The organism is Streptomyces sp. AK02-01A (genome assembly GCF_033795305.1).
Lineage (GTDB): Bacteria > Actinomycetota > Actinomycetes > Streptomycetales > Streptomycetaceae > Streptomyces.
On record NZ_JARBAE010000027.1, the window covers coordinates 22,796 to 41,789 of the forward strand.

Annotated in this window: 16 protein-coding genes; 8 read left to right on the forward strand and 8 right to left on the reverse strand. The window is 69.0% G+C overall.

Features of this window, described 5'->3' with window-relative positions; genetic code table 11:
• Window positions 1–61 precede the first annotated feature (61 nt).
• Both PV679_RS23250 and PV679_RS23255 read left to right on the forward strand, forming a co-directional pair.
• Window positions 62–1,093: a beta-propeller fold lactonase family protein gene (locus tag PV679_RS23250; protein WP_319682300.1), complete on the forward strand. Its 1,032-nt coding sequence runs from the start codon at window positions 62–64 to the stop codon at window positions 1,091–1,093.
• A gap of 144 nt (window positions 1,094–1,237) precedes the next feature.
• A complete protein-coding gene (locus PV679_RS23255) occupies window positions 1,238–1,780 on the forward strand; it encodes a hypothetical protein (RefSeq protein WP_319682301.1) in 543 nt (180 codons plus the stop codon).
• 12 nt (window positions 1,781–1,792) lie between these two features.
• On the opposite strand, the gene PV679_RS23260 is transcribed toward PV679_RS23255, so the two are convergent.
• The gene (locus PV679_RS23260) at window positions 1,793–4,051 is read right to left on the reverse strand and encodes an ATP-binding SpoIIE family protein phosphatase (protein WP_416069779.1); all 2,259 of its coding nucleotides are present in this window, start codon (window positions 4,049–4,051) and stop codon (window positions 1,793–1,795) included.
• A 411-nt stretch (window positions 4,052–4,462) separates the two neighbouring features.
• Between PV679_RS23260 and PV679_RS23265 the strand changes: the two genes are divergently transcribed.
• The 3 genes from PV679_RS23265 (at window position 4,463) to PV679_RS23275 (ending at window position 9,297) form a co-directional block, all read left to right on the forward strand.
• Window positions 4,463–6,514, forward strand: coding sequence for an acyltransferase family protein (locus tag PV679_RS23265; RefSeq protein ID WP_319682303.1), 2,052 nt, complete (start codon window positions 4,463–4,465; stop codon window positions 6,512–6,514).
• 42 nt (window positions 6,515–6,556) lie between these two features.
• A complete protein-coding gene (locus tag PV679_RS23270; protein WP_319682304.1) occupies window positions 6,557–8,689 on the forward strand; it encodes a SpoIIE family protein phosphatase in 2,133 nt (710 codons plus the stop codon).
• Window positions 8,690–8,823: 134 nt separating this feature from the next.
• Window positions 8,824–9,297, forward strand: coding sequence for a hypothetical protein (locus PV679_RS23275; RefSeq protein ID WP_319682305.1), 474 nt, complete (start codon window positions 8,824–8,826; stop codon window positions 9,295–9,297).
• Between the two features lie 56 nt (window positions 9,298–9,353).
• Here PV679_RS23275 and PV679_RS23280 read toward each other — a convergent pair whose 3' ends face one another.
• On the reverse strand, window positions 9,354–9,926 hold the full coding sequence (locus PV679_RS23280) for an ester cyclase (protein WP_319682306.1): 573 nt from the start codon (window positions 9,924–9,926) through the stop codon (window positions 9,354–9,356).
• Between the two features lie 381 nt (window positions 9,927–10,307).
• On the opposite strand from PV679_RS23280, the gene PV679_RS36230 reads away from it, so the two are divergent.
• The 3 genes from PV679_RS36230 (at window position 10,308) to PV679_RS23295 (ending at window position 12,922) form a co-directional block, all read left to right on the forward strand.
• Window positions 10,308–10,589 (forward strand): MBL fold metallo-hydrolase, encoded by a 282-nt coding sequence (locus PV679_RS36230; RefSeq protein WP_416069780.1) that lies wholly within the window; start codon window positions 10,308–10,310, stop codon window positions 10,587–10,589.
• A gap of 330 nt (window positions 10,590–10,919) precedes the next feature.
• Window positions 10,920–11,621, forward strand: a complete 702-nt coding sequence (locus PV679_RS23290) for a lysophospholipid acyltransferase family protein (protein ID WP_319682307.1) — start codon at window positions 10,920–10,922, stop codon at window positions 11,619–11,621.
• A 251-nt stretch (window positions 11,622–11,872) separates the two neighbouring features.
• Window positions 11,873–12,922: an NAD-dependent epimerase/dehydratase family protein gene (locus tag PV679_RS23295; protein WP_319682308.1), complete on the forward strand. Its 1,050-nt coding sequence runs from the start codon at window positions 11,873–11,875 to the stop codon at window positions 12,920–12,922.
• Window positions 12,923–13,024: 102 nt separating this feature from the next.
• Here PV679_RS23295 and PV679_RS23300 read toward each other — a convergent pair whose 3' ends face one another.
• From PV679_RS23300 to PV679_RS23325, 6 genes are all read right to left on the reverse strand, one after another.
• On the reverse strand, window positions 13,025–14,602 hold the full coding sequence (locus tag PV679_RS23300; RefSeq protein WP_319682309.1) for an alpha/beta hydrolase: 1,578 nt from the start codon (window positions 14,600–14,602) through the stop codon (window positions 13,025–13,027).
• A 180-nt stretch (window positions 14,603–14,782) separates the two neighbouring features.
• Complete coding sequence (locus PV679_RS23305; RefSeq protein ID WP_319682310.1) at window positions 14,783–15,538, reverse strand: urease accessory protein UreD; 756 nt, start codon at window positions 15,536–15,538, stop codon at window positions 14,783–14,785.
• Window positions 15,535–16,221 (reverse strand): urease accessory protein UreG, encoded by a 687-nt coding sequence (gene ureG / locus PV679_RS23310; protein ID WP_319682311.1) that lies wholly within the window; start codon window positions 16,219–16,221, stop codon window positions 15,535–15,537. The genes PV679_RS23305 and ureG overlap by 4 nt, the downstream gene beginning before the upstream one ends.
• A gap of 46 nt (window positions 16,222–16,267) precedes the next feature.
• Complete coding sequence (locus PV679_RS23315; protein WP_319682312.1) at window positions 16,268–16,930, reverse strand: urease accessory protein UreF; 663 nt, start codon at window positions 16,928–16,930, stop codon at window positions 16,268–16,270.
• A gap of 25 nt (window positions 16,931–16,955) precedes the next feature.
• Window positions 16,956–18,677 (reverse strand): urease subunit alpha, encoded by a 1,722-nt coding sequence (locus tag PV679_RS23320; RefSeq protein WP_319682313.1) that lies wholly within the window; start codon window positions 18,675–18,677, stop codon window positions 16,956–16,958.
• A complete protein-coding gene (locus tag PV679_RS23325; RefSeq protein ID WP_319682314.1) occupies window positions 18,670–18,981 on the reverse strand; it encodes an urease subunit beta in 312 nt (103 codons plus the stop codon). Before PV679_RS23325 ends, PV679_RS23320 begins: the two co-directional genes overlap by 8 nt.
• Between the last annotated feature and the right edge of the window lie 13 nt (window positions 18,982–18,994).

Sequence of the window (18,994 nt, forward strand, 5' to 3'; positions counted from 1 at the left end):
CGACAGCGGGCGGCCCGCCCGGCACAGCGACCGAACCATCGCGATGTACGCAGGAGGCGAGATGCGTCACCCTCTGGAGAGCCGGGCCGGTGCCGGCCGAAGGCGACGGCCCAGGCGGCTGCGGCCGGTACTCGCGGTCGGCGCGGCGGTCCTGCTGGCGTCGTGTACGAGGTCGGCCCCGGCGCCGTCGGCGGCGGCCGGTCCTGCCGACACCGGCCGTGTGTATGTCACCAACCAGCTCGACAACACGCTCTCGGTCATCAACGCCCGCAGTAACAAGGTCATCGCGACCGTGCCGGCGGGCACCGCGCCCGAGGGCGTCGCCGTCGCCCGCGACGGCAAGCGCGTGTACATCGCCAATAACGGCTCCGCACGGGTCTCGGTGCTCGACACCCGGACCAACAAGATCGTCAAGACGGTGGCGGTCGGCAAGGAGCCCACCGGCGTCGCTCTGAGTCCTGACGGCAGACGTCTCTATGTCACCAACGGCGGCTCCAACAGCGTGTCGGTGATCGACACCGGAACCAACCGCGTGGCGGCGACCGTCAAGGTGGGCGTCTCTCCGGTGAGCGTGGCGGTCAGCCCGGACGGTGCCAGGGCGTACGTCGCGAACGCCGGGTCGGGCACGCTGTCCGTCATCGACACCCGCGAGCCCCGGGTCACCCGCGAACTCGCCGCCGGCCGCACCCCGGTGAGCGTCGCCATCAGCCCGGACGGCAGAACGGCGTATGTCGCCAACGAGGCGGCGGCGAGTGTCTCCGTCGTCGGAACCGGCAATGGCAAGGTACGGACCGTACGGGTCGGCGAAGGCCCGTTCGACGTGGCGGTCAGCCCCGACGGCGGGACCGCCTACGTCGCCGTTCTCGGGCCCGGAAAGCTGTCCGTGATCGACAGCGGTGCCTCCCGGGTCTCGGCGAACATCTCCATCGGCTCGACGGGCACCGACCCGTTCAACGTCGAGGTCACCAGGAACGCCGTTTATGTGACGGACCAGGGCGTGGACGCGCTCACGGTCATCGACCCCAGGACCCGCGAGATCGTCGCGACCGTCACCGTCGGCGACAGCCCGTACGGCATCGCGGTGAGCCCGTGACCGCGCACCGGGACAAGCGGATCCGACGCCGGCCGGGCCTTTCGTTCGCCGGGCTGCGAGGGTCCAGCCCCGGTGGGAAACTTGCAGGTGAGGGCGCCCGTACCGACACTCGGCCGTGGCGGAGAAGAGGATAAGGAAATGCTCATGTCAGACGTCCGGTCGGACCTGGTTCTTTCCCAGTCCGCCTACGCTCACGTGATCAACGCGCCCGTGGGAAAGGTGGACATCGCGCGGTGGCTGTTCAGCCTTCCCGAAGCCGAATATCAGCGCTGCGCGCCGCCGGACCACATCGCCGCCGGCGCCACCTCGACCGACGACGGCCGTCCGATGTCGATCAACGTCGAGATGATCGGCACCGCTCTGATGATCCAGCACTACGTGGGCGAGATCACCGGGCGGGACCACTGCCGGATGGTGTCCCTGTCCGATGTCTTCTCTCCGGCAGGTCGTACCAAGGTGCAGGTGATCTGGGACCTGAGCGTGCGGTCCGTGGACGACGCTCGCTGTATGTACCTCAACTCGGTGACCGCGCATCCCACGGAGGAGTTCCTCGCCTTCATCAAGGAGCACGACATCCCGTTCGAGCAGGCCGCGCACGACCGGCAGACGGCGTCGAGCGATCACAACAGTCGTGAGACCCCGCTCTACGCGGCGAGCATCGAGCGCGCGGCGCTCGCGAGCGACTGAGAGCATCGGACCTCAGTCGCCGGTGTGCGAGTCCTCGGTCAGAGGCGTGGACAGTTCGAGCCAGACGGTCTTGCCCCGGCCGTTGGGCACGGTCCCGAACGCGGAGGCGAGCGCGTCGACGATGACAAGGCCGCGACCGTGCTCGGCCTGCCGGCTCTCCTCTTCGGAGGTGACCACGAAGGAAGGGACCGGCGGCGCCGTGTCGTAGTCCTTCACCTCCAGCCTGATGCGGTCCGCGAATTCACGCAGCCGCAGTTCGACATCGCTGTCGGCATGAATCAGAGCATTGGTGGTCAGCTCGGACACGATGAGCTCCAGATTCTCCGCCGCTTCTTCCTGATCCCAGCTTCTGAGCTGCGACCGTACGAATCTACGGGCGGCCGCCACGCCACGGAGGTCTCGCTGCTGGATTCCCAGGCGGCAGATCCGCCGCTGCCGGCCGAGCAGTGCTCCTTCGTAGCACGCGAGGAGCACCACGGCGTCGTCATGCCGCGCGTCGGCCCTCGGAGCGGTGGTGATGATCCGGTCCGCTTTCTCCTCAAGATCCTGATCGACATCACGGGCCAGGGAGGAGAGTTGCTTCTGCGCGTAGGTGACAGGATCGGAAAGCTGCCCACTGGCGAGTCCGTCCGTGTACAGGAGCAGCAGGGAGCCGGGTTCGATCGCGGTCTCATAGCTCTGATAGGGAGGCACCGGGTGCATTCCCAGCGGGAAGCCGGGGATCGCGTCCAGCGCGTAGATGTGCCCGTTCGGTCCGCGTGACACGGGAGGCGGATGTCCGGCCAGACAGCAGGTGGCGGCGCCGGTCGTGGCGTCCAGGGAAACGACACAGCAGGTCGCGAGGAGTTCGGTGTCCAGCTCGTTGAGGAGTCTGCTGGCGCGCTCCATTATCGCCGAGGGCTCGTGGCCTTCATAGGCGTAGGCGAGGATCGCGGTGCGCACCTGGCCCATGACCACCGCGCTTTCGATGCTGTGGCCTTCCACATCGCCCACGATGAACGCGATCCGGTCGTCGGCCAGCTTGATGACGTCGTACCAGTCGCCTCCCGCCCTGCTGGAGGAATCCGCGGGCAAGTACCGGGCGGCCACGGTGACTTCCGGCAGTTCCGACACCGTGCGCGGAAGCAGCCGTTTCTGCAGGCTTTGTGCGAGCGCGTGTTCGTTCTCGTTCATGCGGACACGTTCGAGAGCCGACCCGAGCATGTCGGCCATCATCATCATCACGGATGTCTCATCAGCCGTGAGGCGGCGTGTTTCGCCGAAACTCAGACCGCAGACACCGATGCACCGTTTGCTCCCTCTGAGAGGGAGATACACCCAGGATGCCCAGCCGTCATCAGGCATATCGGGGTAGAGGGCGCGTTTACTGGTGCTGTCCTGAAGGAACATGGGCCGCGCGCAGAGCGTGTCCGCCGTCGGACTCTTCTCGTTCACACTGGAGCCGTGCAAGCGCCGCACGGGCTCGGACAGTCGGCCGCCGTGGCCGACGACCCAGAGACGGCCGTCGTTCACGACGGTGAGTGTCATCTCCTCGGCCTCGAAGGGCTCCATGATGTGCGTTCTGGCGGCGCTGGTGACGTCTTCGGTGGTCAGTGCCCGGTTCAGTACCATGGCGAGCTTGCGTACCTGGTACATGAGGGTCAGGCCGGCCGATCCGGGTGCGTCGGTCAGACCCCACTCCGACTTCCGGGAAGCGGATGCCGGCGGATTCTTCCCGTACAACGGCACGAGCGTGGGCCGCAGGTCGGCGACAAGCGGAACGCCGCGCTCGGCGAACGGCACCAAGTCGCGTGCGAGCCCGTCGGCCTGGTCCTTCAGCCAGGTCCTCTCGGTGGCCCTGGGCAGTATGCCTTCGCGTGACGGTCTGCTGAGGACGGTCAGCACACCGAACTGGTCACCTTCGCTCGTGATCGGCATGGCCGCCACGGAGTAGGAGAAGAGTCCGACCGCCTGTTCGTCGGCGAGGCTGAGCCGCGGCTGGTCGTTCACCGCCAGGTTCTGGTTCTGGAAGGCATGGGACGTGGCATAGCAAGAGCCGGCCGGGATCCGTTCCGGCATCGAGAAAATCGCCGGTGGAGTGCCGACGATCATCATCGCGCCGAGCCCCTGGAGGTCCTCTTCCGGGAAGTACACGATGCCCATCACGGCGTCGAGGTGTGTCACCGTCTCGCGCACAGTGCGATGCAACAGCCGCTGCAGCGCCGCTCGGCCGCCCGGCCCGTCGGTGTCGGACCTCCCACTCCGCGAGCCGTGCTGATCGGCGTCTCTCATCGCGTCGCGACCTCACCTCGAATTTTCCGCGGCGCAGTCCGGCCTTCCGCTGGATGGCTCAGGTAACTGGCCTGTAGTGCGGATTTCCGAATTCCACGGTACCCCGTTCATCTCCTCGACGCGTAGTGGGCGCAGACTGCGGACGCCCCCGAGAGCGGGGCCGCGGCGACTGCTGCGTACGATCGCGAAGCGGCGGATCGTCCTCGTACGAGCCACTCGTCACACCCGGATTCCTTGTGCCAGGGATCACCGGAACGGCTCGAAGTGGCCGGACAGTCCATGACGTGAGAAGCGTTCCGTCGGCTCTGGAGAGACTCCTTGAAGACCCCGTCCCATGGCCAGTTGGTGGAGGCACCGCCTCTCACCGGCGTACACACTCCGCCGCGCGACGCAAGCGTCACAAAACATCCGGTGCGACTCGACATCCAGGGGCTGCGCGCTCTGGCGGTCACACTGGTCATCCTCTCGCACGCCGGGGTCAAACGGTTCAGCGGTGGTTATGTCGGTGTCGATGTCTTCTTCGTGATCTCGGGCTTTCTCATCACCTCGCTGTTGATGCGCGAGCTCTCGACCACGGGCGGCATATCGATCCGGAAGTTCTACGCCCGCAGGGCGTTGCGCCTGCTTCCCGCCTCGACACTCGTCGTCGTCACCACTCTCGGCGGCGCCTGGCTGTTCCTGTCGAAGGTTCGGTTCACCGAGTATGTGGGCGACGCGCTCAGCAGCTCTCTCTACGCGGTGAACTTCCGGCTGGCGCTCAGTGGTACGGACTATCTCGCGCAGGGCAGTCCGCCGTCGCCGTTCCAGCATTTCTGGTCGCTGGCCGTCGAGGAACAGTTCTATCTGCTGTGGCCGCTCCTCCTTCTTCTCAGTTGGCGGCCGGGCCGGCGACGCCGGCTGGTGGCGGTGCCGCTTGTCGTGCTCTGCCTGGTCTCGTTCGGACTGAGCGTATTCACGACGGAGAGCTCGGCCTCCTGGGCGTACTTCGGATCGCACACCCGTATCTGGGAACTGGGCGTCGGATCCCTGCTGGCGCTGTCCGTCACACGGCTGCAGCGGCTTTCCACCACGGTCGCGGCGCCGGCCACCTGGATCGGCCTGGCCTGCGTGCTGCTGTCGGCGGTCTGGTTCAACGACGACACACCGTTTCCCGGGTACTACGCGGCCCTGCCCGTCCTCGGAGCCGCGCTCGTCCTGGCCGGCGGCTGTTCTCCTTCTCGGCTCGGTGCCCAGTGGCTGCTCGCGAGACGGCCGGTGGCGTGGCTCGGCGGGTTGTCCTACGGCTGGTACCTGTGGCACTGGCCGCTTCTGGTCATCGGCCCGATGACGCTGGGCAGACCCGCCACCGTGCCGCTCGCGCTCGCACTCTGTGCGATCGGCCTGCTGCTGGCATGGGCGACTCTCCATCTCGTCGAGAATCCGGTGCGCTTTCACAGCGCGTTCCGCGGGAGGCCCAACCGGGCACTGGGACTTGGCCTCGGCCTGTCGGCGGGCGCCGCGGTGGCGGCCCTGGTCGCGGCGGCTTTCCCGCCGCCGATCAGCTCCGGTGTGCCCGCGCCCTCGCTGAAGAACACTCTCGCGACAGCGCCGGATCCGGAGGCGCGTCTGACGCGTCTGCTGGAATCGCCCGGTACGAGCCTGCCGAGCAACCTCACACCGGCACTCACCAAGACGAAGGACACCAAGTCCGCCGTCTACAGGGACGGATGTCATGTGAATTACGCGAGCACGGAGACACCTCCGTGCGTGTACGGAGACCGCTCCTCGGACAAAGTCGTTGTGCTTTTCGGTGATTCCCACGCGGCCCAGTGGTTTCCGGCGCTTGACCGGCTCGCACAGGAGAACCGATGGAAACTGATTTCACTGACGAAGGCATCGTGCAAAGTAGCGGCGGTGACCATCGTCAGCAGCGGCAAGCCCTACGAGTCCTGTGACACCTGGCGCAGCAAGGCGGTCGCCAGGATCAATGAGCTCCACCCCTCCCTGGTGATCGTCTCCTCTTCGGACGCGGGCACCCCGGTGCGCGCCATGGATGATCCGCTGCAAGGGTGGACCGATGGATTCCGGGAAACCTTTCAGGCACTCGCGAAAAGCGGTGCCCGAGTGACGGCCATCCTGGACACTCCATGGCCGAAGGTCGATGCCGTCGACTGCGCGGCTTCGCATCCGCTGCGACTGGAACGCTGCGCGAATCATGCGCCCGACGCGATTCAGGACCAGACCCGGAGAAACGCGACCAGGGACGCGGCGAAGTCCGCCGGCACCTCGGTGATCGACCCGGAACCCTGGCTGTGCACTCCTGCCGGAGAATGTCCCGTGGTCGTGGGAAATACCATCGCCTATCGCGACGACAGCCATATGACGGAAGCCTATTCCGAGGCCATGGCTCCTGTTCTCGGCAATCGGCTGACCGCTCTCTTCGGCACGGACCTGAACCACGGAACCGCCCGCCGGACGGAATAGGAAAACATCTGGTCAAGAGGCTGTCCCGTAGACTCGACCTCGGTGTCCGATTGGAAGCTGGTGACTGACCCGGCGCGGCTGGCGGCCGTGAACCGGGTCCTTCCGATGGCCCACTCCGTACGGGAGTCCCTGGACCGGCTGGCGGAGCTGGCGGCGACGGTGCTGGACTCCGCGGCGGGCGCCGTGATCATGGTCGGCGACAGACGTGAATATGTGGTCGGCCGTTTCGGAGCGGTGGAGTGGCTCGCCTCGGAACGGGCTCAGTCGTTCGAGGCCGGATTCTTCTTGGAGTCATTCACGGCCGGAGTGCCTCTCTACATCGATGACACGGCGAGCAATCCCGCGTTCGCGGCGCGTTTCGCCTACCGGGCGTACGCCGAGTGCCCGCTGCGTGATCCCGAAGGGCAACTGCTCGGAACATTGAGTGTGGCCGACACCCGGCCGCACCAGTGGCGGCCGATGGACCGGCGGGCCCTCGAAGCCCTCGCGGAGTCCGTGATCAGCGAGATCGTCCTGTACCTGGACATCGACCGGCGCCAGCAGTTGCTCACCGCTCTGGACGCCGCGCCCGCGGCGATCGCACTGGCCCGCGGTCCGAAACACATCATCGAGTACTTCAACGCCGGCTTCCGGAACATCTTCGGTGACCTTCCGCTGGGAGTGCCCTGGGCCGAGGCACTGGCCGAACTGCCGGAAGAAGTGAACGCCCGGTTGGACATGGTGCTCAAGACCGGCGAGGTGATCCAAAAATACGATGACCCAATGACCCTGCGCTGGCCCGGTGAGCTACAGGCCCGGAAGCGGTACTTCGACTTCTCCTACGCCCCCATCCACCGCGACCTGGGGAGCTGGGGCGTGCTGATGGCCGGTGTGGAAGTCACCGACCGGGTGCAGGTCCGGGTGGAGAGCGAGCGCCGCGCCCAGCGGCGTGAGCTGCTGGCGCAGGCCGGCGCCGCGCTGTACCGAAGTCTGGATCCGGCCGCCGAACTTCAAGAACTGGCCCGCGTCGCCGTCCCCGGCCTCGCGGACTTCTCGACGGTGCACCTGCTGAGTCAGCCGCTCCCGCCGGGCCGGACGCCGCCGCTGCCGCTGATCACCGAGCGGGTCGCTGTCGCCGCCGATGCCGGGTTGAGCCGGTTGCCCGTCCCCGCCGCGCGTGTGCGCTGGAGCCGCGCGGACGATCCGCTCGTGCAGGCGATCAGCCGCGGCGAGATGTTCTGTGCGTACATAGACGCGTCGTCGCCTCCCGACTGGTCGTACCGGTCCGACATGGTCAAGGCGTTCGCGGACGGGCTCTGTCAGTTGGCCCTCGCCCCGGTCGTCGTCGAACACCAGGTGGTCGCGATGGTGGCGTTCGGCACCTACTACCGGCGGCCGCGGTGGGACGAGGACGATTTCGCCGCGCTGAACGAGATCACCCGGTACGCCGGCTTCGCGCTGGACAGGAGCATGTCCTACCAGCGCACCCGCCACTCCGCGCTGGTCCTGCAACGCAGCCTGCTCACCGCGCCGCCGACGGTGCCGGGGCTGCGGATCTGCGCCCGCTACCAGCCGGCCGGCCACGACGAGGTCGGCGGCGACTGGTACGACGTGTTCGACCACAAGGACAGGGACGGACTGTCCGTGGTCATCGGCGATGTCATGGGCCACGACATCAACGCCGCCGCCTCGATGGGACAGATGAGGGCCACCTTGCGCGCGCTCGCGCTGGACCGGCCCGACGGCCCGGCCGCCACTCTGCGGCGTCTGGCCGCGGTCAATACCCAGTTGGCGATCACCGCGTTCACCACGCTCGTCTACGGGCAGCTCACTCGCGGCCCCGACGGCTGGCGGCTGCGCTGGGCCAGCGCCGGGCACGTACCGCCGCTGCTCCTCGACCCCGTCAACGGTGCCCGAGTACTGCCCCAGATCGCCGGAACAGCGATCATCGAATCGATGGACGGGCTCTACTACGCCGAGGGCCAGGCCGAGCTGCCGGCCGGCTCCACGCTCCTCCTCTATACCGACGGCCTTGTCGAACGGCCCGGGACGGACATCGGCGACAACATCGACGCTCTCGCGCGCAGCGCCGCCACCGGCGCCCGGCACTCCGTCGAACTTCTCTGCGACGAGATCCTGAGCGGTTCGCCGACCGACGACGACATCGCGCTGCTGGCCCTCCGTATCCCGTTCTGAGCGTGCCGTCCGGCCGTGCGCGTGCCCGTCGCGCGGACCCTCGCGGGCAACCGCCCACGCACCAAAGGCATGGCACGCCGAACCGGAGGCATGATCCTTGACGGGCAGCCAATACGACCGCCGGGGGGAGCGCCGTGACTGCGGGGACATGGGTAACGGTGGCAGCCGTCGCGGTGGCGGTGGTGACACTCGCGCTGAACGGGATCTGGGCCCGCAAGCATCATGTGAAGCAGACGGAACAGTTCTATCTCGCCCGCTACTGGAACATCATCGACCGGTTTCCCAAGGAAGCGATGGTCAACGGACCTTCGGGCGAGCTCAACGACGCACAGCAGCACGCCGTCCTGCTCTACCTCCGGCTCTGTGAGGACGAGGCCGATCTCCGGTCGATGTGCATGGTCTCGGACGCGGTCTGGCAGGCGTGGGAGAAGGGCATCCGCTCCCAGCTCTGCCACTGGCCGGTCGCCGGCCAGTGGCAGCGGATCAGCGGCGGCGACCTCGCCGTAAGGAACAAGGGCCAGTTCAAGCATCTGCGCGCGCTTATGGCGACGGACGCCTATGACCCCTGTCAGCGAAACCGGCCGGGAAGATGGCGCCGTGGCCTCTGAATCCGGGATCCCGCCACGAGGACCTCGGCCGGGCGGCGCCGAGGCGCGTGGCGCTTTCAGCCGCCGGCGACCGGCTGCTCCTGTATGCGCGCGGCGGCCTCGGCGGCACGTGCGGTGACCTCGGCGGCGGCACGGGCCGCGCGACCGGAGACGCGCCAGGCGAGCATGCGCGCGACGGTGGCGGGAGCCGGAGGGAAGACGCCGAGCTGGCCGAGCATGGTGATGTCGTCCCGCAGCGCCTCATGACCGGCCACTTGACCATTCCGGATATTCAGCATATGCACCTGTTCGAAATCAATGTCCCGGCCGGTGGGCGGAATGGCCTGGTCGAGCTTTCCTTCCCGGAATCGGACGAATGGCCCCGTGTGCCGCCCCTGCATACGCAGCCGTACCCATACCTGGTCCGTCCCTTCCGCGATTCCGAGAATGGGAAAACGCAAATCGCTGAAGGCGTAGCGCATCCACGCGCTCGACGCGAGGGTGCCCGCCGGACCCGGTATCCGGCAAGCCGCCGGCGATACAGTCGCTTCTCGATTGTGATTGCTTTCCGACACGACCTCGGCCGCCAGCGCGGGATCGCCTGTCTCAAGAATCCGGAAGAGCCCGGAGGCCAGTGCACTCGCGTCCATAGGTACTCCTGTGTCGATGCGTCGCGCGGAAGTCGCGCGGAAAATGGGAAGTCGGAGGCTTTCCACCGTAGCCGCCCGCGACGGCCGGGGCCCGGTCCGGGCCGTCGCGTCCTACGCACCGCGGAGGAGCACCACGCGTCATGGACACACGGCAAGGCACCGGCGGCGGTATCCGGATCGAATCGGTGGGTGGGCCCACCGCCATCCTGGAGATCGGCGGTGTCCGTCTGATCACGGACCCCACTTTCGACGAACCGCGGGAGTACGACCTCGGGCCGGGCCGGGTGCTCGCCAAGACCGCGCCGTCCGCGCTCGGACCGGACGAGGTCGGCCCGGTCGACGCTGTGCGGCGACAACGCCTCACTCGACGTGGTGCGCGCCGTGTCGGAGCGCTTCCGCCGGATCGATGTCGCGGTGCTGTTCGCCGGCGCGGGCCGGACGGGACTGATCGACGGCTACCTCACTCTGACCGGCCGCCAGACCGCGCGGGCCGCGCTGATTCTCGACGCGGCGCATGTCGTGCCGGTGCATTTCGACATGTGGCGGCATTTCACCGAGGGTGCGCCGGAGTTGGCCGAGGCGTTCGCCGAGGCCGGGCTCCATGACCGGCTGACCCTGCTGGCTCCCGGCGAGAGCGTCGTCGCCGCCACGCCGGTTGGCTGACCCGGCCGATTCCCGGGGATTACGGGACAGCCCTTGGATTCGCAACACCCATTGTGCTGTTCGACAACGAGCGCGCGGAACGGGTCGTTGTCGATAACACGCTGACCGCCGTAGCGGCCGCCTGACTTACGGACCGCCGTAAAGCCCACGACCCGACCGACCCGACCGAAGCGACGCCACATCAGCAACTCGGCATTGGGCCGGCGTCGGCCTGCCCGGAGACGGTTACAGCGGACGACACCTGCACATACACTTGCGTCCACCGGAGCCCCGGTTGACCTGGGACAACGCCGCCCTGGAGCCGGTCGGGCCAGTGAGGAGCGCTCCCCCGTGTTCTATTACGTCCTCAAATACGTCCTGCTGGGACCTCTGTTGCGACTGCTGTTCCGGCCTCGGATCGAGGGCCTGGAGCATATTCCGGCGGACGGCGCGGCCATCGTCGCGGGGAATCATCTGTCCTTCTCGGACCACTTTCTGATGCCGGCGATCCTCAAGCGGCGCATCACCTTTCTCGCGAAGGCCGAGTACTTCACCGGGCCCGGTGTCAAGGGCCGGCTGACCGCCTTCTTCTTCCGCGGTGCCGGACAGATCCCGGTGGACCGGTCGGGCAAGGAGGCCGGACGGACGGCGATCCGGGAGGGGCTGGGCGTGCTGGCCAAGGACGAGCTCCTGGGCATCTATCCGGAGGGCACCCGCTCGCACGACGGCCGGCTCTACAAGGGCAAGGTCGGAGTCGCGGTGATGGCGATCAGGGCCCAGGTGCCGGTGGTGCCGTGCGCCATGGTCGGCACCTTCGAGATCCAGCCTCCCGGGCAGGTCGTCCCGCGTATCAAGCGAGTGACGATCCGCTTCGGTGAGCCGCTGGAGTTCTCGCGCTACGCCGGCCTGGAGAACGAGAAGGCGGCCGTCCGCGCGGTCACCGACGAGATCATGTACGCGATCCTCGGACTGTCCGGGCAGGAGTATGTGGACCGCTACGCGGCCGAGGTCAAGGCCGAGCAGGCGAAGAAGTTCCCTCGGCGCCACCGCTGAGAGCGGATCCGCCATCGGCGAAAGGCCCTGGGCGCGGCGCTCTGCCCGGCCCCGGGGCGTGTTTCGAAAGTCCCGCCTGGCACGCGACGCCTGGCACGCGCGCTCGCGGCGTTGTCGGAGTCGTCGGAGTCGTCGGAGTACGTCCAGTACGACGCCGATCCTCCGCCTTGCGCCCGCACGCACCAGACGCCGCGGGCCCCGCCCTCCGGGCGGACGGCGCTACTTCCGAAACACGCCCTAGCATCACTCCTATGAGCAGGGGAAACGCCGTAGTGATCGGCGCGACAGGACAGACAGGGCGGGTCGCGGTACGGGCTCTCGCCGAGGACGGCTGGGAGGTGCGCGCCGCCTCGCGCGGCGGCGGCAGGGACGAGCGCTGGCCCGAGGAGGTGCGGGCGCTGCGGCTGGACCGGGAGGACGACAAGGCGCTGGCCGCGGTGGTGGGCGACGGCTGCGATGTGATCGTGGACCTGGTGGCCTACGGACGGCCGCACGCACGGCAGTTGACCGGGCTCGCGGACCGGATCGGTTCGGCGGTCGTCATGTCCAGCGGCGCGGTGTACGAGGACGATCAGGGCCGCAATTTCGACACCCAGGGTGCACCGGACGGCTTTCCGCGCTATCCGGTGCCGATCCCGGAGACCCAGCACACGGTGGCGCCGGGCGAGGCGACGTACGGTACGAGAAAGGTGCGGCTGGAGCGTGACCTCCTGGCGGCGGGCGACACACTGCCCGTGACGCTGCTGCGGGCCGGCGCGATCCATGGGCCGTACAGCCGTACGCCGCGCGAGCTGTACTTCGTCAAGCGGGCACTGGACGGCCGCCGCCGGCGGGTGCTGGCGTACGGCGGCCGGAGCGTCTTTCATCCGGTCCATGTGGCCAACCTCGCCGAGCTGATCAGACTGGCGGCGGCCCGGCCCGGCTCCCGGGTGCTCAACGCGGCCGACCCGGAGGCGCCTGCCGTCGCCGCGATCGGCGAGGCCATCGACGCGGTGATGGGAGTGGAGAGCGAGACCGTGCTGGTGGACGGTCCGCCTCCGGACGGGATCATCGGCGGCACTCCCTGGGGGACCGGTCATCCTGTCGTCTACGACATGACGGCCGCCGAACGGGAGCTGGGCTACCGGGCCGTCACCGGCTATACCGAGTCTCTGCCCGAGACCGTCGCATGGCTCACCGGACGGCTGCGCGGCCGCCGGTGGGAGGACGCCTTCCCGGAGATGGCCCGGAACTACGGCGCGCACGGCGACCTCTTCGGCTACGCGGCGGAGGACGACTGGCTGGAGCGGCACGGCCATTGAGCGAGGTGATGTCGCGGCCGGCCGGACCGGCATGCCGAAGGGAGGGGCCGACCGGTCCGACCGGTCGGCCCCTCCCCTTGTCCGGCTCCTACCGCTTCAGCCTCACGGCTTGGGTGTGGCGTGCGGGCCGCAGGTCACATCGCGGCTGTCCAGCGCGCCGGTCAGCAGGTACGACTTCACCCGGTCGTTGATGCACGGGTTCGTCAGATTGGTGATGCCGTGCGATCCCGCGTCCTGCTCGGTGATCAGACGCGAGCCCTTGAAGCGCTTGTGCAGCTCGACAGCGCCCGCGTACGGCGTGGCGGCGTCACGCGTGGACTGCGTGATCAGCACCGGCGGCAGGCCCTTGCCGGTCTTGACCTCGACCGGGGTCTGCTGCTTGACGCCCCAGGTGGCGCACGGCAGGTTCAGCCAGGCGTTGCCCCAGGTGAGGAAGGGATAGTCCCGGTTGAGGCGGGTGTTGTCCCGGTCCCACTTCTGCCAGCTCGTGGGCCACTGCGCGTCGGTGCACTCCACGGCGGTGTAGACCGCGTTGCCGTTCTCCGAGGCGATGTTGCCCTGGATGTCGGACAGGTCCGGCGCCGCCGCGTCGACGAGCGCCTGGGTGTCACCGGCGAGGTACTTGCTCCAGGTGCTGGCGACCGGCACCCAGCTTGAGTCGTAGTACGCGGCGCTCTGGAACAGCCCGTCGAGCTCGGCCGGGCCCACGAGGCCGCCGAACGGCGCCTTCTTGGCGGCGGCGCGGAGCTTGTCGTAATTCCGCTGGACCTTGTCGGCCGTGGTGCCGATGTGGAAGGTCGCGTCGTTCTGCGCCACCCACTTCTTCCAGTCCAGGAAGCGGCCTTCGAAGGCGATGTCCTGGTCGAGGTTGGCCTCGTACCAGATCTTCTCCTTCGACGGGTTGACCACGCTGTCCACGATCATGCGCCGTACGTGCGACGGGAAGAGGGTGCCGTAGACGGCGCCGAGGTAGGTGCCGTAGGAGACGCCCAGGTAGTTGAGCTTCTTCTCACCGAGCGCGGCCCGGATGACATCCAGGTCCCGTGCGGTGTTGGGCGTCGTCATCTGCGGCAGCATCCAGCCGCTGCGCTCCTTGCAGCCGTCCGCGTACTCGGCCGCCAGCTTGCGCTGGGCGCGCTTGTCGGCCTCGCTGTGCGGGACCGGGTCGAGCTTCGGCGCCTTGACGAACTCCTGAGGATCGACGCAGGAGATGGGGGACGAGTGGCCGACTCCACGCGGGTCGAAGCCGACGAAGTCGTATGCCTTCGCCGCGTCGGCCCAGATCGCGTTCTTGGTGACGACCCGGCGCGGGAACGCCATGCCGGAGCCGCCGGGGCCGCCCGGGTTGTAGATCAGCGCGCCCTGGCGTTCGCTCGTGCTGCCGGTGTTGCCGATACGGTCGACGGCTATCTTGATCTGCCGGCCGTTGGGCTTCGCGTAGTCGAGCGGGACGCTCACCCAGCCGCACTGGATGGGCTTCTCCAATGCCCAGTCGGCCGGGCAGTCCTGCCAGTCGATGCCCTTCTTGGCGGCCCGTTCGGCGGCCACCGTGGCGCCGTACGCCGCGGAGTCGCCGTGGTGACGGCCTTCGGCGGTGGCCGCCGGAGCGGCGATCGCGCCCGCTATGAGCGCGCCGGCGAGCAGAGTACCGGCCGAGCCGAGCACTGCTGTGCGTCTCAAGTGGAACCTCCCCCAATGTGGTGCGCTGCGCTGGGCAACGCTGTTCGGTGGTGCTTCCCGGGATCCTCCCGCCCGAGAGGTTCCTGAGAACAGATCACTTCGGTGTTTCTTTACCCGATCGATAACCGGAACCCGTGGTCCCGTTCAGCGGTACGCGGCTACTCCGGCCATGACGGCCCGTCAGCGGCCCTCGGTGAGCAGCGCCTCGTCCAGTACGCGCCGCAGGCCCAGGGCGTCCGGCGCGACCGCGGTGACGAGTACGCCGGGTCCGGCGAGCGGAGTGAGCACCGCGGTGTCGCTCAGCACCCGGGGCAAGGCCGGTTTCTCCTCGAACTCCGGTCCCGCGATCAGAAGCTGGCCGACCGCGCGGTGTCCGCCGAGGACCGCTCCGCCGTCCCAGCCGCCCGGTGCGCCGGGGCCGTAGGCAAGTTCCTGGTCGAACAGCGGGCGTCCGGCGCGGCGGACGGTGAGCCGGGTGAGAAGGGTGCCGGGCGGCTCGCCGTGGCGGCCGAGGATCTGCTCCTCACGGAGCACCAGGCGGCCGGTGGCGGCGAGTTCGACGCTGGTACGCATCCGCAGGTCGCTGCCGTACGCCGAGATGAGCTGCTCCGGGAGCCAGCGCAGCTCGGCTCCCTCACCGACCGACAACCGCACGTCGTAGCGGGCGTGACCGGGCGCGTCACCGGCCCGGGCCGGGCGACCGGGCAGCGCGACGGTCGCCGCGGCGGCGTCCACGGTCAGCCGGGCCCCGTCGCGTACCTCGGCCTCGATCGCGAGCCGGTCGCCGCCCAGCGGCGCGCTCATCGCGCCCACGACGGTCACCCGGGCGCCGGGTCCGGCGGCCCGGGTGCGGCGCAGCGCGAGAGGTCCGTCGCCGGTCAGTACGGGCAGCCCGGCCGGGGTCGCGACGATACGTGCGGTGGCGCGGACGCTCATGCGGTCCAGGCGGCGAGCCGCGCCAGCACCCAGTCCATGACCGGCGCCACTCCCGGCTCGCCGGATCCGTTCCGCAACGAGGTGAAGACGACCGGGAGATCACCGCGCTGCTCCTTGGCGTCGCGGGCCATCCGGCCGAGGTCGGAGCCCACATGAGGAGCGAGGTCAGTTTTGTTGATCACCAGCAGATCGGCGGTGGTGACGCCGGGACCGCCCTTGCGCGGGATGTCGTCACCGCCCGCCACGTCGATCACGAAGATCTGGGCGTCCACCAGCCCTCGGGAGAAGGTGGCGGTGAGATTGTCGCCGCCGGACTCGACGAGGATCAGATCGAGCGGTCCGACGGCGTCCTCCAGATCCTCGACGGCTTCGAGGTTGGCGGAGATGTCGTCGCGGATCGCGGTGTGCGGGCATGCTCCGGTCTCGACGGCCTGGATGCGCTCGGGCGGCAGAACGGCGTGCCGGAGGAGGAATTCGGCGTCCTCACGGGTGTAGATGTCGTTGGTGACGACGGCGAGGGACAGCCGGTCGCGCAGGGCGCCGCAGAGCGCGGCGACGGTCGCGGTCTTGCCGGAGCCGACGGGCCCGCCCAGGCCGATGCGCAGGGCGCGCCGCCTGCCGTCGGGACGTACGGCGTCGGCGCTGACGGCCGCCGGGCCGGCGGGTGTGTGGTCGAGGTGCATGGTGCGGCTCCTGTCTGGGCGGTACGAGTCGGTGGCGGATGTCGGATCAGGAGGCGAACAGCCGTACGGGCCAGGCCGCATGTGTCTCGGCCATGATGTCGAGCAACGGAGCGGAGGCGGCGGGCAGCGCGTCGATTCCTTCCCTGGCCGCGAGCGCGGCCCGCTCGGCGACCTGGTCGAGTTCCGGGGCGAGCCGGGCGAGGACGGCGGTGGCGTCGAAGGGGTCGAGGCTGAGGAGCCGTACGGCCGCGGTGGCCGGTCCGCTGACCGTCTCGTAGGCCGCGCAGTGCGCCGCGTCCTCGGGTGCGAGTCCGGCGGAGCGTGCGGTGAGGCCGAGCACGACCGGCTGGTGCGCACCGCGTGGACGGGCCGCGGCGAGCGCGTCCAGTTCCTGGCCCGGCCAGGTGGCGCGGGCGGCGCGCATGAGCTGCCGGCCGAGTCTGCGGGCGGTCGCCCGCAGCGCGGCGGACGGTGTGCGGGCGTCCGCCGCCTCGTCGAGTTCGAGTGGGTCCAGGCCCGCGGCCGCCGCGGCGGCGAGCGCCGCGGCGGTGAGCCCGGTGGTGTGCAGCCGGCCCCGGCAGAAGGCCGCCAGGTCCTGGACATCACGGATCCGCGCCGCTCTGACGGCCGCTTCGGCGCCGCCCGAGTGGGCGTGACCGCCGGCCGGGAACCGGCCGTCGGCGAGGACGAGCAGCGCCGCACGGCTCATCGGTGACCTCTGGAAATCGGGCGCATCAGAAGAGGAAGTACCGCTGGGCCAGCGGGAGTTCGGCGGCGGGCTCCGGCTCGACCGGTTCGCCGTCGATGGTCACGGTGAAGGTGTCGGCGTCGACCTGGACACGGGGCCGCGCGTCGTTCTCCCGCATATCGGCCTTGGTGATCCGGCGGGTGTTCCCGATCGGCTCGAATCTCTTGGCCAGGCCCAGGCGTTCGGGCAGCCCGTCCTCGATCGCGGCTTCCGCGACGAAGTTGACCGAGCCGGCCGCCGCGGCCCTGCCGAGCGCGCCGAACATCGGGCGTGGCAGCACCGGTTGCGGGGTCGGGATGGACGCGTTGGCGTCACCCATCTGCGCGTACGCGATCTGTCCGCCCTTGATGACAAGCTGCGGCTTGACACCGAAGAAGGCCGGATCCCAGAGGACCAGATCGGCGAGCTTGCCGGTCTCGACCGAGCCGATCTCCCGGTCGAGTCCCTGGGCGACGGCCGGATTGATGGTGTATTTGGCGACGTAGCGGCGGGCGCGGTGGTTGTCGGCGCGGCCGTCGCCGGGCAGTGCGCCGCGGCGTTTCTTCATGACGTGCGCGGTCTGCCAGGTACGCATGATCACCTCGCCGACACGTCCCATGGCCTGGGCGTCGGACGAGATGATCGAGATGGCGCCGAGGTCGTGCAGGATGTCCTCGGCCGCGATGGTGGAGGGCCGGATCCGGGACTCCGCGAAGGCGAGATCCTCCGGCACCGCCGGGTTGAGGTGGTGGCAGACCATCAGCATGTCGAGATGTTCCTCGATGGTGTTGACGGTGTACGGCCGGGTCGGGTTGGTGGAGCTGGGCAGGACATGGGGCTCGGAGACCACGGTGATGATGTCAGGAGCGTGCCCGCCGCCCGCGCCTTCGGTGTGGTAGGCGTGGATGGTGCGCCCGGCGACGGCCGCGAGGGTGTCGCCCACAAAGCCCGCCTCGTTCAAGGTGTCCGTGTGGATGGCGAGCTGGACACCGGTCTCCTCGCAGACGCTCAGACAGGCGTCGATCACGGCGGGTGTGGCGCCCCAGTCCTCGTGGATCTTGAATCCGAGTGCGCCGCCGCGCAGTTGGGCGCGCATCGCGTCGCGCGACATCGTGTTGCCCTTGCCGAGCAGGCCGATATTGACCGGGAACGTCTCCAGCGCCTCGAACATCCTGGCGAGATGCCAGGAGCCCGGTGTGACGGTGGTGGCCTTGGTGCCCTCCGCGGGTCCGGTGCCTCCGCCGACGAGCGTGGTCACTCCGGTGGCGAGTGCCTGCTCGACGACGGTCGGCGAGATGAAGTGGACATGCGCGTCGATCGCGCCCGCGGTGACGATCTTCCCGTTGCCCGCGACGACTTCGGTCTCGGGGCCGATGACCAGGTCCGGGTGGACGCCGTCCATGGTGTCGGGGTTGCCGGCCTTGCCGATTCCGGTGATCCGGCCGTCCCGTACACCGATGTCGGCCTTGACGATCCCCCAGTGGTCGATGATCAGCGCGCCGGTGATCACGGTGTCGGGCGCGCCTTCGGCCCGGGTCGTACGGGACTGGCCCATCGACTCCCGGATCACCTTGCCGCCGCCGAAGACCGCCTCGTCGCCGGCGAGTCCGGGTCCGCCCGAGCGGTCTTCCTCGATCTCGACGAACAGATCGGTGTCGGCGAGGCGGATCCGGTCGCCGGTGGTGGGGCCGAAGAGGTCGGCGTAGGCGGCGCGGGAGAGCTCAGTCATCGAGAGGTCCTCCGGTCTCTCCCCGCAGGCCCGGCACGGTGCGGAGACCGGCGAGGGGAACGAGTGCGATGTCGACGGGGATTCCGGGTTCGAACCGCACGGCGGTGCCGGCGGCGATGTGCAGGCGTTTGCCGCGGGCCGCCGCCCGGTCGAATTCGAGTCCGGGGTTGGCCTCGGCGAAGTGGTAGTGCGAGCCGACCTGGACGGGCCGGTCGGCTGTATTGAGGACGGTGAGCCGCGTGACCTCGCGGCCCTCGTTGAGGGCGATCGCACCCTCGGCGTAGACGATCTCTCCGGGAATCATCGGGGTCGCTCTC